Here is a 12,577-nt window from a genome sequence, read left to right on the forward strand (position 1 = left end):
CTTGAAAGAGAAAGGAAGGAATCGACACAATGACGATCAGCTTAGTCAAACGGCCGATTATGGATCCAGAGGCGCCGAACCGTTCGACGGGCATCATCAACGGCCGTTGCTCGAATGTGTTGAACTGGGACGATATCGCCTACCCATGGGCGTATGCGAAATATAAGCGAATGCTCGCCAACTTTTGGACGCCGTTTGAAATCAATATGTCGCAAGATGTGAAGCAGTTTCCGCAGCTGACCGACCGCGAGCAGGATGCGTTTTTGAAAATCATCGGACTCTTGGCGCTGCTTGACAGCATCCAAACCGACTACGCTGGGCGCGTCGCTGATTACATTACGGACCCGAGCATCAATGCGCTCATGATCATGCTCGCCCAGCAGGAAGTCATTCACAACCATTCCTATTCGTACGTGCTCTCGAGCCTTGTGCCGAAAGCGAAGCAAGATGAAGTATTCGACTTTTGGCGGAACGAACCGACGCTGCGCAAGCGGAACGATTTTGTGACGAACGGCTACAAGGCGTTTGCCGAAGAGCCGAACGTGGAACATTTGCTGCGGTCGATCGTCTTTGACGTCATTTTAGAAGGATTGTTTTTCTACTCGGGGTTCGCCTTTTTCTACAACCTCGCGCGCCAGCAAAAAATGGTGGCGACGAGCACGATGATCAATTACATCAACCGCGACGAGCACATTCATGTTGATTTGTTTGCGAAAATTTTCAAAGAAGTGTTGAACGAATACCCGGAGTATCGGACGCCGGAGCTTTCCGATTTTGTCCGTGAAACGTTTACGAAAGCGGCTGAGCTGGAAATCGAATGGGCCGGGGAAATCATCGGGAATGACATCGATGGCATCGACTTGGCTGATTTGGAAGCGTACATTAAGTTTTACGCCAACGTCCGCGCTCATCAGCTCGGTTTTGACCGCCCGTTTGACGGCTATCGGACGAACCCGCTCCGCTGGATTAAAGCGTATGAAGAAGTCGACCTCGGCAAATCAGACTTCTTCGAGCAAAAACCGCGCCAATATACGAAAGTGCAAGTGGATAATGGGTTTGATGAGCTGTAAGGAAAACCGCGTTGGGGCATCGTCCAACGCGGTTTTTTACCGGAAAACATGATTAACGGAGGGATTCTCGCTGCATTATACAATGGGGAAGAGAAAAGGAAAAGAGATGTTGCGGCTTGTTGTCGGACGGTAGGCTTGGGCGCCTTACCTTGGTATAATGAGAAAAAACTTGCTTTTGAATGCGAAAGGGGACGGGAGAAGTGGGGAAAAAACAGGAAATCGAACGGCTGCGCGAGCAATTGAATCAGTGGCTCGTGGAAGAGGAGCACGACAATGACGAGGTATGGCTGAAGAGGGGGGAAGCGATTTTTCAACGTTTCGCTCAGCTGGAGCCGGAAAATACGAAGTTGAAGATATGGTTTGCGCAACTGTTGCGCGATTACGGCCGCGATATCAAGTTAAGGAAAGAAAATTATCGAAAGGCCCGGAAATTGTTTGAACAAGCTCTCCGGTTTGACCCGGGCGATCCGGTTTGCCGCTACCATTGGGGGCATCTCGAGCTGTATGACGGGCGTTGGAAGGAGGCGATTCGTCAATTCCAGATCGTTTTGCAGTCAACAAGCAAACACCTTGAACCGTACCATTATATTCGCGCGCTCTGTTCAAGCGCCATCGCCTACAACCAGCTCGGCGACCCGGAAACGGAGCTTGCCATACTTGACCAGCTTGAAGGGTATCACGGCCCGGGACAGCCTAACCATTATGAACGGATCACCGTGACCGCCATAGATGCTGATGGCGAGAAGTACACGTGTTACACGTACGTGTACCCATCAGAACGAAAAGAGTGGCTTGAGCAACACGCCGAACAAGTTTTTGGAGGTGATTGGATGGTGTTTCTCCATTCCAAAGATGAAGTGATGTACTTTGCCTATGGCTCTTGCATGAGCGAACGCGATTTTCGCCGCACTGTCCCGCATTTTGAGGTGATGGGCCGAGCGGTGCTTGACGATCACCGGTTGGCGTTCACCCGGTATTCCCGCGGTCGGCAAGGAGGGGTCGCAGATATCGTCCCTTCTCCGGGCGACCGGGTCGAAGGCGTGCTATACAAAATTCCGGCGCGCTATGTGACGGAACTTGATTGGCGCGAGGGCGTCCCAGCCGGCGTGTACCGTCGTGAATACGTCGATGTGCAGTGTAACGGACAGCTTGTTTCCGCCCTCACGTACATTGTCGTCGAGAAACAGTTGGATGAAATCGCGCCAAGCGAATCGTACGCTTCGATTATTCTTGATGAAGGGGCATCTCTTTTAAGCACGCATTACACCGAGCGGGTGCGGCGTCATATTGAACATTTACGGAGAAGAGAGCGGTAAGTGCAGGAAAACGGTGCGTTGCGGCGGTGCTCCAAGGCTTGCCGTTTTTTTTTTTTGGGAAGAACGGCAGCGGGCGTTTTGGCGGGACAGATGGTGCCAAGCAGTCTTAAAGCGTGAGTGGACGATGAGGATATAAGAGGGCATTCGATGGTGTGTATCGTTCTGTGTCGCTGGCGCGCGAGCAGCCCACCTGATGAAAGGGTGAGCTGTTTCCGTTCAGAGCATACATTGTTCGTGGCGATGTTTCGCGTCTGTTCAAGGGGAATGGCGACATCAAGGCAAGCGGTCAAACAATATCCCCGAGCCGCTCTTTTCCGTGCTGACGGCTGACGAGTTCGTCGAGCTGGCGGATTTTTTTCCACGCTAAGTCGTCGCTGATCGTTCGATAATGGTGGCGGCCGCCGGGCTCCTCGTCGGCTTCGTCGGCCCATTTGACGATGGCTTGAAGCGGCGTTCGTTTCCATTCTCCTTCTGGAAGGTAGGAATCGGTATGAAGCAAAATCGCCAGGGCAATTTCCTTAGCGTTTTGCGGATGTTCGCCAAGGCGGATCAGCAGCTTATGGGCGCGCTCGGCCCCTTTGATGGCATGGATGTCGTTTTGCCGGTATTGTTCGTAGTCCCAACGGCCGTTTTTGTACCATGTGTAATGGCCGATATCATGAAGCAGTGCCGCTTTTGTCGCCAAGTCGACGTTCACTCCGTGGCGGAGGGCAAGGTGGTAGGCATGGTACGCCGCGGTGATGGCGTGGGCGAGGCCGGATCGTTTTAAATATTTTTGCGCAATCGGATGGGCAAAGACGTCGGTTAAGGTGACCGTTCTCATAGGCATCCCCTCCGTTTTTTGTATTTCTCACCATCATACCATGGCGTAAAGAGTCAGGCAATGAGAGAAAGTAGGTGGGAGCGGTTGCATGGGAAAAAATAAGCCGATCGTGCTAAAATAGCGCTCAGCTTATTGGATTTGTGCTTGGCAGGCAAGCCGTTTGGCTGGTTGATCCGTTTTTTCGCGCTCGCGCCGCGTTTTCGGAGCGAGAAGGTGAGCGCCGGCCAGAACGGTGACCATGCAACGGCCACACGTTCCTTTTTTGCATTTGTGATCGAGCAGAACACCTTGTCCTAGGGCGGCGTCAAGAAGCGAAACGCCGGGGGCTGGCTGCACGGTGAACGTTTTCCCTTTTTGTTCGATTTGAATGACAGATGGCCGCACGGCGGACGGCCCATCGGGCTTAGGCGGCGCGGCAGAAATGGGGCGCTCCGATGACCGGACGGCATGCTTCAGTGAGCCGACCGTGAATGTTTTACCCATTTTTTTACACATCTCCTTTAAATTACATGGTTAGTTTGAAAATGAATCTCATTTACATCCGAGTGAATGATTGGTATCATAATAGTAAAAGGAATTGCGAAAACGCCATCTTGGCTAGGGACAAGGGGGAGACACCATGGGCATTCCGATGAACGGACTGCGCGATATGAAAGCGATTTTGGCCAACGAGCGAAAAGTCGGCGGCGCGGTGGAAGCGGCGCTTCTCCGCCTCCGTTCCGGCGAAGAATATCGAAACGTCTGCATCGTTCATATCGATCAACTAGGCGCCCAATACTATTCGGTCGGTTTTGTGACCGAACAAGGGGAACGGCTCATCGTCAACGTTCATGACATCAGCGTCATCTCTGCGCCTGAACATAAAAAAATTCGTGAGCTGAACAACGCCGCTTATAAACGGGAAGCCATCAACAACAAGCGGCGCTATTTAAAACGCCTCTTTGAGATTTATGAAGGCAGTTATACCGTTCATTTTTGGCGGGAAGCGAAAATGATTATCGATGACATCGGTGTTGAGGCGCTCAGCCCCGAATTGTCGCTGCTCGTCTCCAACGTTCAAGGACAAACGGCCCGCACCGCTTAATGGGAAAATCAAGAAACCGCCCGGCGATCTCCCCTATCGTCCGGGCGCGTCTTCGCTAAAGGGAATTTGCTGTGCCTCGTTTTCATGGCGCGGATCGCTGGCCATATGCCGTTCTTGCTGTTTGATGGCAAGGGAAGCCCGCGTGCCGCTTCTCCGGATCAGGCGCTGCTCATGCTGACTCGTTCGGATCCTCGAGCGTGCAGATGGCGCTTGGACGTTTGATGCGCGGTACGACGGACTCATAGACGCGGAATAGGTAGTTCATATTTTCTGTGTCTAAAAACGCAGTTTGCATGTCGGCCGCGACAGCGAGGTCGATGTTTTGCCGGCCGGTGTCAATGACGACGCCGCGTTTGCCTTTAATGACCGGAGTTTGGTAAATGCCGGCGGTCATCAGCTCGCGGATGTGCTCAATTTCAAGCACGTGCGTTCCTTCATGGACGCGGTGGATCAACGCATACAATTCCGGCGACAAGACGAGCGCGTATGGGCCGGTATGGCCGAGCTGAAGCAGCTTGTTGCGCGCTTCGACGACGTCAGTAAAGGCGTTGCCCGATTTCATCCAATCGCTGCGAATGTGGGCGATTTTTCCTTTGACGTTCATAATGCCCGGCACATCAAATTCAGTTGAACCATTGAAAATCAAATCGTCCTCGAGCAGCGCGCACTGCTGGGCGGCGTTGGCGGCGGCGGAAAAGTCGATCGGGCTGCCGAGCTGTTTCGCCTGTTCAATGTCACGCCAGTACAAAATAAAGTCTTTATACAAAAGCGGGATCGTTAAATGCACGCGGCGCGCCGGCTCGGAAAGGCTCAGCTCTTTGCCGTGGAAGCTCATGTCCCCCTGTTCCGGGTTCATATAAATATCGTTGGCGACCGACTGGACACCTTCGCCGAGCGGACCGTACAAATCGATAAATCGGCGGCCGACGAGCTGGCGCCGTGCCGTTTCAATGACCAGTTCGTCAAGCTCGCCCCATTGGCTGCTTGTGAGCGGGGCTTCTGGGTACAGTTTCGTTTTATCCATGTTTCCTCCCCTTTCTTATATGTTTATGTTTTTTAAGCTGCCGACCGTCAGTTGCCGCCGCGCTTCGGACGATGGGCTGAAGGATGACGACGCGGTGGGCAGGGCGGCATACTGAGCTAGTTTTAGGTGATCTTTTTGGTTCTCTTTTTCGTCTGTCGGCACCGCGGCCGCGAAGGAAAGCGGTGCGTCCAGCGCGCGATTGAGCGTTTCGAGAGCAGCTTTCATCCGCTGGTAGTCCGCAGCGGTCATGTCGCGCAGTGCCGTAATGGGTGGTTCATGTTCCGTCCCTTTATAGTGGAAGAGGGACAAATCGAGATGCTCCAAAAAGTTGTGCAAGCCGAATTTTTCAAGGCTGATGTCTTGCAACAGGCGCAAAAAGTCGCCGTTTTCCCGCGATAAGAATGCTTCGTCCGCCAATGCCTCCTCCAACTTTGGAAGCAAGGCGGTCAAACGGTCAAACCGGTGTTCCTCTTCTTCGTAAATATGATGCCAATACAGCCGTTCATGGTCGTCCGCGGCCTTTTCAATCGTCGGCTCTAAAATCGCTTGAAACTGGCTGAGCGCCTCTTTCGACCGGCCGAGAATGGCGCTGACTTCCGCTAACGTGTCGTACAATGGACTCCCTCCCATGAAATCGTTGTTACCATTCTTTCCATATGAATAGGATTGTAAACATCTTTGCTCTCATCCGCATTACATGTAGACAGCGTGTGGCCGACAGCACTTGCCGGCGGTCGGTACGTTGTCATGAGAAAAAGATCGTCCTGTTCTTGAAGAGCTATTTAAAGGGTGTGCAATGAGAAGGACGCTTCCCATAGGTGTTGAAAGTAAAGGAGCTAGAGGGATATATTAATTTGTTTAATATTTCTGTATTTACTGTCAATTATTATTTTGATATATTCAAAGTGATGAAAGATATCGCAACCTAGGGGGGAGACAATGGAAAAAGGGGTATCGAAGCGGGTTTTAGTCGCCAGCCTTGTCGGCAGTTCGATTGAGTGGTTTGACTACTTTCTGTATGGAACGGTCGCAGCGCTTGTGTTCAACCAACTGTTTTTTCCAAGCGAAGACCCGACTGTTGGCTTGCTCTTATCATACGCATCATTTGCCCTTTCGTTTTTCATTCGTCCGTTAGGCGGCATTGTTTTCAGCCATATTGGCGATAAAATCGGGCGGAAGAAGACGCTCGTAATGACATTAAGCCTCATGGGGATCGCGACAGCTGGAATGGGACTGTTGCCGACCTACGAAACCATCGGGATTTGGGCGCCTATCTTGCTCATTTTGCTTCGCCTTGTTCAAGGAATTGGCCTTGGGGGCGAATGGGGCGGGGCGTTGCTGTTGGCAGTGGAATACGCACCGAAAGAAAAGCGCGGGCTGTTCGGCAGCATCCCGCAAATGGGAGTGACAATCGGCCTGCTTCTTGGAACGTTTGTTATGTCGCTTATGACACTCATGCCGGACGAGACATTTATGTCATGGGGATGGCGCATTCCTTTTCTGTTAAGTGCGCTGCTTGTCGTTTTCGGGTTATGGGTGCGTCACGGCATTGATGAAACGCCCTCGTTTAAGAAGGTGCAAGCAACCGGGCGAGTGGCGAACGTACCGCTTGTTGAGACGTTGCGGACCCAATGGAAGGAAGTATTGATTGCAGTCGGCGGAAAAGTGGTTGAAACCGCGCCGTTTTACATTTTTGGAACGTTTATCGTTTCATACGCGACAACGAACTTAGGTTTCTCGAAAACAGCGGCATTGAATGCGGTCACCGTGGCGACAATCGTAACAACGATTCTGATTCCGTTGATGGGCAAGTGGTCGGATCGTTACGGCCGCAAACCACTTTATATAGCAGGAACGATCGGGATGATCATTTATGCCTTCCCATATTTTTGGCTTTTGCAGCAAAAATCAGTCGCCTTGTTGATAATAGCGACCGTCATTGGTCTCGGCATTATTTGGGCGCCGATTACGGCCGTGCTCGGCACGATGTTCTCGGAAATTTTCCCGTCCAATGTTCGATACACAGGGATTTCGCTCGGCTACCAAATTGGCGCTGCATTAGCGGGCGGAACAGCGCCTTTAATCGCTACAGCTTTGCTTGCGGCGTATGGGAACTCTTATGTCCCGGTTGCCTTGTACATTATATTCGTATCGTTGGTTTCGCTGATCGCGGTTTGGTCAGTGCGTGATCGCAAACAACAGGAACTTGATAAGGAAGACGGGATTGCGTAACGCGGTTTCGTTCCGTTCTAGTGGGGGGAGGAAGGATGCTCATTTTGTCGGAGCAAGAGATTCAGCGCCTGTATACGATGGAGGAAGCCATATCCGATGTAAAGGAAATCTTGCGCCAAAAACAGGCGGGGAATGTGAATACCCCAGAGCGCACAGTGCTTTCTTTTCCGCACTATGACGCTTCGATCTTGTATATGCCTTCCGTCAAGACGGGAGCGGCGGCGGTGAAAGTGGTGAGCATTTTTCCGCACAATCCACCGTTGGGAAAGCCGACAACCCAAGGGGTCATCATATTAACTGATACGAAAACAGGGGAGCATCGGATGCTTTGCAATGCCACTTATTTGACGCGGCTGCGAACAGGAGCGCTATCCGCGATTGCGGCTGATTATTTAGCGAAACGAGAGGCGTCGCGATTGGCTGTGATCGGAACAGGGGCGATGGCGAGGGAACAAGTGGCTGGCATGCTCGAGGTTAGGGAGATCGAACATATTTTCTTGTATAATCGGACGAGAAGCAAAGCGGAACGTTTTGCATTAGACATTCAGCGAATGAATCCTTTCTGGAAAGGAAAGGTGCACATTTTCGATAAGGCAGATGAGGCGGTCCGCCAGGCGGACATCGTTGTATGCAGCACGCGCTCGGAACAACCGGTATTCTCAAGCCGAGCGCTGCAGCCGGGCACGCACGTTAGCGCCATCGGTTCGTATATGCCGCATATGTGTGAATTGGATGTGGAAACAGTCGTCATGGCTGATCGCATTGTTGTTGACACAGTGGAAGGCGCCAAGCATGAGGCAGGGGAACTCATTCAGGCGGCCGAAAGTGGAAGATGGTCTTTTTCTCAAATTGATGCCGAAATCGGGGAACTCGTCACCGGAGAGAAAGCTGGGCGGCAACACGATCAGGAAATCACCTTATTTAAATCGGTCGGAGCGGCTTTCTATGATTTGGCTGTGGCGATTGGCGTCTATCAAAAAGCGAAGGAGCTCGGAGTAGGACAAGAAATAGAATTATAGGGGATGGGAATGAGGATATGCTGCTTTGTTTCTGCCATTTTGGCGAGAAACAGGAATCCATTTTCCGGACGGCTGCCCGTCCGGTTTTTTGTTCTTTTCCATCCGACGTCACCTTTTGGCCCAGTCCGGAATAAAACAGAATAAGGAACATTGCCCACTTGATATGCGACGCGATTCCAGCGATAATGGAAACGATGTGGAATGAATGCCGCCAAGCGGCACGGAAGAAGTAAAGAAGGTGACAGAACGATGGAACATGCGGAACAGATTTATCAAAGACTCGTAGAGATTTGTGGAGAACGAAATGTCCTTCGCGATGAGCCGATGAAAAACCATACATTGGTGCGGATCGGCGGCAAGGCCGATTTTCTCGTCTGGCCGGAGACGTACGAGCAGGTCATTGAGGTGTTGCGGTTGAAAGAAGAGTACGGCCTGCCGTTTACGCTTCTTGGCAACGGTTCGAACGTCATCATCCGCGATGGCGGGCTGCGCGGCATTGTCATGCAGCTTAGGCATTTAAACCGCATTTGGCGTGAAGGAAACAACGTGATCGCCCAAAGTGGGGCGGATATTAAAGCGGTGTCGCGGTTTGCGTTGGAACAGCACCTCACCGGGTTGGAGTTTGCCTGCGGCATTCCGGGATCGGTCGGCGGGGCGATTATGATGAACGCCGGAGCGTACGGCGGTGAAGTGAAAGATGTGCTTGACCATGTCAAAGTGGCGACGCTCTCCGGTGAGTTGAAAACGCTGAAAAACGAGGAGCTGGAGCTTGGATATCGAACAAGCATTATCAGCCGGACGCATGATATTGTGCTTGAAGTCGTCTTTGCGCTCCGGCCGGGCGACTATGCACAAATCAAGGCGAAAATGGATGATTTAACATTTCAGCGCGAATCGAAACAGCCGCTTGAGTATCCGTCGGTCGGAAGCGTGTTTAAGCGTCCGCCGGGCTATTTTGCCGGCAAGCTCATCCAAGACAGCGGCCTTCAGGGAAAAGGATTCGGCGGTGCGGAAGTGTCGACGAAGCATGCAGGATTCATTATTAACAAAAACAATGCGACCGCTGCCGATTACATTGCGACGATCGAAATGGTGCGCAAAACAGTGAAAGAAAAATTCGGGGTCGATCTGGAATTAGAAGTCAAAATTATTGGCGAGGAATGACGGAGGGATCCGAATCCGGTTTGCGGGTTCGGATTTTTCTCATTTCGACGAGAGGAAAAATGAAACAAACCGCAAATAGGTAAGAAAAGGGGTTATGAATGGGGGAAGAGGATGAACCTTTATTTCATTATCAATCCAGCCGCCAAAAACGGCCGGTCCGTGTCCATTTGGAAGCAGCTGCAACCGCTGCTGGATCGGGAAGGAATCGCCTATCAGGCGTATTGGACGAGCCGAAAGGGAGAAGGAAAGGAAATCGCCCGACGAATCGGCGAGGAAAGCGTCGAGCCGACGGTGATTGCGGCGGTCGGGGGCGATGGGACCGTGCATGAAGTGGTGAACGGAGCGGGTTCGTTTCCGCACGTTGCGATTGGCTGCATCCCCGCCGGAACGGGAAACGACTTTGTCCGCGGTTTCCGTCTTGCCCGAAAACCGAAACAGGCGCTCCAACGGCTGTTGAGTGACGTTCGATCCGGCAAGGATTTGGCTTTCGATCTCGGCCGTTTTGCCAGCAGCGCCGCGCCCGACGGCGTGTTTGCCAACAGCATCGGCTGCGGTTTTGACGCCCATATCGCCCGCATGGCCAACCGTTCAAAATGGAAAGGGAGGCTGAATCGTTTTGGACTCGGTTCGTTCATTTATGTGTTTTATTTAGTAAGAGAATTGTTTCGCTATCAACCGGTTGACCTTGATATTTGTGTGGATGGACAGAATTATTCGTTTTTGAAGGCCTGGCTGGCAACGGTTTCGAATCACCCATACTACGGTGGGGGAATGCGCATCGCTCCGTCCGTCCGGGCCGATGACGGCTTGCTTCATGTGACGGTCGTCGGGCCGATGCCGCGTTGGAAAATTCTTGCGCTGTTTTTAACCGTATTTTGGGGCGGGCATGTACGAATGAAAGAAGTTTGCGTGTTCACTGGTCGAAACGTGCGCATCCGCCCTGCCGCTCCTGTCCCGATCCACGCGGATGGCGAGGATGCAGGAGAAGGGGAAGTATTCGCTTGGATTGAGCCGTGGCGTTTGCGGGTCATTGGCGTGAAAACGAGGTGAGTGATTCACTCGTATACTGCTGCAGAGGCATTTTGGAAGAGGGAAAAAAGGAACGGACGCGCTGCATAGTCAAAAGAAGAGGCTGTTTCCAGCGTGTTTCGGAAACAGCCATTGCTTAAGCTTATTTTCCATTCTTTTCTTCCTTGTCTTGTTTTCTATGGGTCGGCGAATGGTCGTTTTTCACCTGCGGTTTGGCTGTTTGTTTCCAAGGTTGTGAAACAGAGACAGAGGCGCGGAACGCTGCTTCGCTATAACGATTTCGCCGTTGGCGCGCCTTTTTTCGACTGTAGAGGCGCGAAAAATCAGGCGAAAGAAGCAGAAAAATAGGAAAGAAAGGGAAACGGTGAGATTCCCTTCACGGTTTGGCAGTTAGCCGCCTGTTTGGTATAATGGAAATAAGTTTGGTAAAGACGATATCCAAGGCGACTCCTGCCAATCCGTTTGGTGGGAGTTTGTTTTTGCGATGAGCGCCTAGTGGGGCTAACGGGATAAGGGTGCACCGGCCAATGCCATGCCGGGCGAAAACGAAAGGAGCAAACCGGTCATGACGGAGCGGGTGGATGACATTGTTGATGTTTGTTTATTAGCGGGAAAATTGATGCTTGAAAGCGGTGGGGAGACGTACCGGGTGGAAGATACGATGGGGCGCATCGCCGCTTCGTTCGGTATTTCCCGCTCTCACAGCTATGTGACCCCAACCGGCATTATGTTTTCCGTTGAGGGAACGAATGTAACAAGGTTTATTCGCATTTCCGAGCGTTCGACCGATTTATCCAAGGTGGCGCTTGTCAATCACATTTCCCGCCGCATCAGCAGCGGCGAACTGTCGCTCGACGGAGCGCGCAAAGAACTGGAACGCGTTCAGCAGCAGCCACTCGGTTATCCGCTTTGGCAGCAAACTGCTGCCGCAGCGGCGGCGAGCGCTTGTTTTGCCTCGCTGTTAGGCGGCATGAATCATTTTCTCCCTTCCCTTCTTTCTGGTGGAATGGCGTTTTGGTGTTTTGAAATGATGCATCGGTTCGTGAAAATCCGGTTCTTCGCTGAATTTTTTGCCGCTTTTGTCGCCGGTGGGATCGTGCTGTTGATGGAAAGGGCCGGATTTGTCGGAGACGTAGGAAACATGATGATTGGCTCGGTGATGCCGCTCGTGCCGGGGCTGGCGATTACCAATGCGGTGCGCGATTTAATGGCCGGCCATTTGATCGCCGGTTTGTCGCGCGGTGCTGAGGCGTTTTTAACCGCGTTTGCGATCGGCACCGGCATTGCCTTTATTTTATCGATTCGTTAGCAGGGAGTACCGATAATGATTGTGCAGCTGTTGCTTAGCTTTGTGGCGTCATCGCTGTTTGGCGTCATTTTCAATATTCCGAAACGATTGCTGCCGCACAGCGGATTTGTCGGCATGAGCGGCTGGGCGATGTATATGGCCGCCGCCCGGTCGGGGATGGACGGTGTCGCCGCCACGTTTGCAGCGGCGTTTTTCGTCGCTTTTTTAAGCAACGGGTTCGCCCGCCGCTATCGAACGCCGGCGACGATTTTTATCGTCTCTGGCATTATTCCCCTTGTGCCGGGCGGAACAGCGTTTGAGGCAATGCGCCATGTTGTCATGAACGATTACAATGCGGCGATTTCACTAGCGGCAAAAGCGTTCATGATTTCTGGGGCGATTGCGATGGGGCTCATTTTTTCTGAGGTCGTCAACCAACTGGTAAAGCGCCGCCCTTAACTGCGTGTAGTTGTTTTTTCCAATCATTTGCCTATCGTTGTATTTGTTTGCTTGAATATTATAATGGAT

Annotated in this window: 13 protein-coding genes; 9 read left to right on the forward strand and 4 right to left on the reverse strand. The window is 52.1% G+C overall.

Annotated features, from left to right (window positions below; all coding sequences use genetic code 11):
* Window positions 1–29 precede the first annotated feature (29 nt).
* Both GYMC52_RS04395 and GYMC52_RS18430 read left to right on the forward strand, forming a co-directional pair.
* Window positions 30–1,070, forward strand: coding sequence for a ribonucleotide-diphosphate reductase subunit beta (locus GYMC52_RS04395; protein ID WP_013523224.1), 1,041 nt, complete (start codon window positions 30–32; stop codon window positions 1,068–1,070).
* A 200-nt stretch (window positions 1,071–1,270) separates the two neighbouring features.
* Window positions 1,271–2,386, forward strand: coding sequence for a gamma-glutamylcyclotransferase (locus GYMC52_RS18430; RefSeq protein ID WP_013523225.1), 1,116 nt, complete (start codon window positions 1,271–1,273; stop codon window positions 2,384–2,386).
* Between the two features lie 286 nt (window positions 2,387–2,672).
* On the opposite strand, the gene GYMC52_RS04405 is transcribed toward GYMC52_RS18430, so the two are convergent.
* Together GYMC52_RS04405 and GYMC52_RS04410 are read right to left on the reverse strand one after the other, a co-directional pair.
* Complete coding sequence (locus GYMC52_RS04405; protein WP_013146000.1) at window positions 2,673–3,209, reverse strand: HD domain-containing protein; 537 nt, start codon at window positions 3,207–3,209, stop codon at window positions 2,673–2,675.
* A gap of 129 nt (window positions 3,210–3,338) precedes the next feature.
* The gene (locus GYMC52_RS04410) at window positions 3,339–3,692 is read right to left on the reverse strand and encodes a 2Fe-2S iron-sulfur cluster-binding protein (protein ID WP_013523226.1); all 354 of its coding nucleotides are present in this window, start codon (window positions 3,690–3,692) and stop codon (window positions 3,339–3,341) included.
* A 136-nt stretch (window positions 3,693–3,828) separates the two neighbouring features.
* On the opposite strand from GYMC52_RS04410, the gene GYMC52_RS04415 reads away from it, so the two are divergent.
* The gene (locus GYMC52_RS04415) at window positions 3,829–4,293 is read left to right on the forward strand and encodes a hypothetical protein (protein WP_011230416.1); all 465 of its coding nucleotides are present in this window, start codon (window positions 3,829–3,831) and stop codon (window positions 4,291–4,293) included.
* A 169-nt stretch (window positions 4,294–4,462) separates the two neighbouring features.
* Here the strand turns inward: GYMC52_RS04415 and GYMC52_RS04420 are convergent, their stop codons facing one another.
* Both GYMC52_RS04420 and GYMC52_RS04425 read right to left on the reverse strand, forming a co-directional pair.
* Window positions 4,463–5,317, reverse strand: a complete 855-nt coding sequence (locus GYMC52_RS04420; RefSeq protein ID WP_013523227.1) for a family 1 encapsulin nanocompartment shell protein — start codon at window positions 5,315–5,317, stop codon at window positions 4,463–4,465.
* Window positions 5,318–5,332: 15 nt separating this feature from the next.
* Window positions 5,333–5,932: an IMEF encapsulin system ferritin-like cargo protein gene (locus GYMC52_RS04425; protein ID WP_013523228.1), complete on the reverse strand. Its 600-nt coding sequence runs from the start codon at window positions 5,930–5,932 to the stop codon at window positions 5,333–5,335.
* Between the two features lie 324 nt (window positions 5,933–6,256).
* Here GYMC52_RS04425 and GYMC52_RS04430 point away from each other — a divergent pair, with 324 nt between their 5' ends.
* From GYMC52_RS04430 to GYMC52_RS04455, 6 genes are all read left to right on the forward strand, one after another.
* The gene (locus GYMC52_RS04430) at window positions 6,257–7,549 is read left to right on the forward strand and encodes an MFS transporter (protein ID WP_013523229.1); all 1,293 of its coding nucleotides are present in this window, start codon (window positions 6,257–6,259) and stop codon (window positions 7,547–7,549) included.
* A gap of 35 nt (window positions 7,550–7,584) precedes the next feature.
* On the forward strand, window positions 7,585–8,568 hold the full coding sequence (locus tag GYMC52_RS04435; protein ID WP_013523230.1) for an ornithine cyclodeaminase family protein: 984 nt from the start codon (window positions 7,585–7,587) through the stop codon (window positions 8,566–8,568).
* A 249-nt stretch (window positions 8,569–8,817) separates the two neighbouring features.
* The gene (murB, locus tag GYMC52_RS04440) at window positions 8,818–9,732 is read left to right on the forward strand and encodes a UDP-N-acetylmuramate dehydrogenase (RefSeq protein WP_013145998.1); all 915 of its coding nucleotides are present in this window, start codon (window positions 8,818–8,820) and stop codon (window positions 9,730–9,732) included.
* A 111-nt stretch (window positions 9,733–9,843) separates the two neighbouring features.
* A complete protein-coding gene (locus tag GYMC52_RS04445) occupies window positions 9,844–10,782 on the forward strand; it encodes a diacylglycerol/lipid kinase family protein (RefSeq protein ID WP_013523231.1) in 939 nt (312 codons plus the stop codon).
* Between the two features lie 544 nt (window positions 10,783–11,326).
* Window positions 11,327–12,070, forward strand: coding sequence for a threonine/serine exporter family protein (locus GYMC52_RS04450; RefSeq protein ID WP_013523232.1), 744 nt, complete (start codon window positions 11,327–11,329; stop codon window positions 12,068–12,070).
* A 15-nt stretch (window positions 12,071–12,085) separates the two neighbouring features.
* Window positions 12,086–12,508: a threonine/serine exporter family protein gene (locus tag GYMC52_RS04455; protein WP_013145995.1), complete on the forward strand. Its 423-nt coding sequence runs from the start codon at window positions 12,086–12,088 to the stop codon at window positions 12,506–12,508.
* The last annotated feature ends 69 nt before the right edge of the window (window positions 12,509–12,577 follow it).

It is taken from the genome of Geobacillus sp. Y412MC52 (assembly GCF_000174795.2).
GTDB classification, from domain to species: Bacteria; Bacillota; Bacilli; order Bacillales; family Anoxybacillaceae; genus Geobacillus; species Geobacillus thermoleovorans.

Coding starts and splice junctions, on each gene's coding strand:
- GYMC52_RS04395 (WP_013523224.1), top strand. CDS start 30: ATGACGATCAGCTTAGTCAAACGGCCGATTATGGATCCAGAGGCGCCG.
- GYMC52_RS04405 (WP_013146000.1), bottom strand. CDS start 3,209: ATGAGAACGGTCACCTTAACCGACGTCTTTGCCCATCCGATTGCGCAA.
- GYMC52_RS04410 (WP_013523226.1), bottom strand. CDS start 3,692: ATGGGTAAAACATTCACGGTCGGCTCACTGAAGCATGCCGTCCGGTCA.
- GYMC52_RS04415 (WP_011230416.1), top strand. CDS start 3,829: ATGGGCATTCCGATGAACGGACTGCGCGATATGAAAGCGATTTTGGCC.
- GYMC52_RS04420 (WP_013523227.1), bottom strand. CDS start 5,317: ATGGATAAAACGAAACTGTACCCAGAAGCCCCGCTCACAAGCAGCCAA.
- GYMC52_RS04430 (WP_013523229.1), top strand. CDS start 6,257: ATGGAAAAAGGGGTATCGAAGCGGGTTTTAGTCGCCAGCCTTGTCGGC.
- GYMC52_RS04435 (WP_013523230.1), top strand. CDS start 7,585: ATGCTCATTTTGTCGGAGCAAGAGATTCAGCGCCTGTATACGATGGAG.
- murB (WP_013145998.1), top strand. CDS start 8,818: ATGGAACATGCGGAACAGATTTATCAAAGACTCGTAGAGATTTGTGGA.
- GYMC52_RS04445 (WP_013523231.1), top strand. CDS start 9,844: ATGAACCTTTATTTCATTATCAATCCAGCCGCCAAAAACGGCCGGTCC.
- GYMC52_RS04450 (WP_013523232.1), top strand. CDS start 11,327: ATGACGGAGCGGGTGGATGACATTGTTGATGTTTGTTTATTAGCGGGA.
- GYMC52_RS04455 (WP_013145995.1), top strand. CDS start 12,086: ATGATTGTGCAGCTGTTGCTTAGCTTTGTGGCGTCATCGCTGTTTGGC.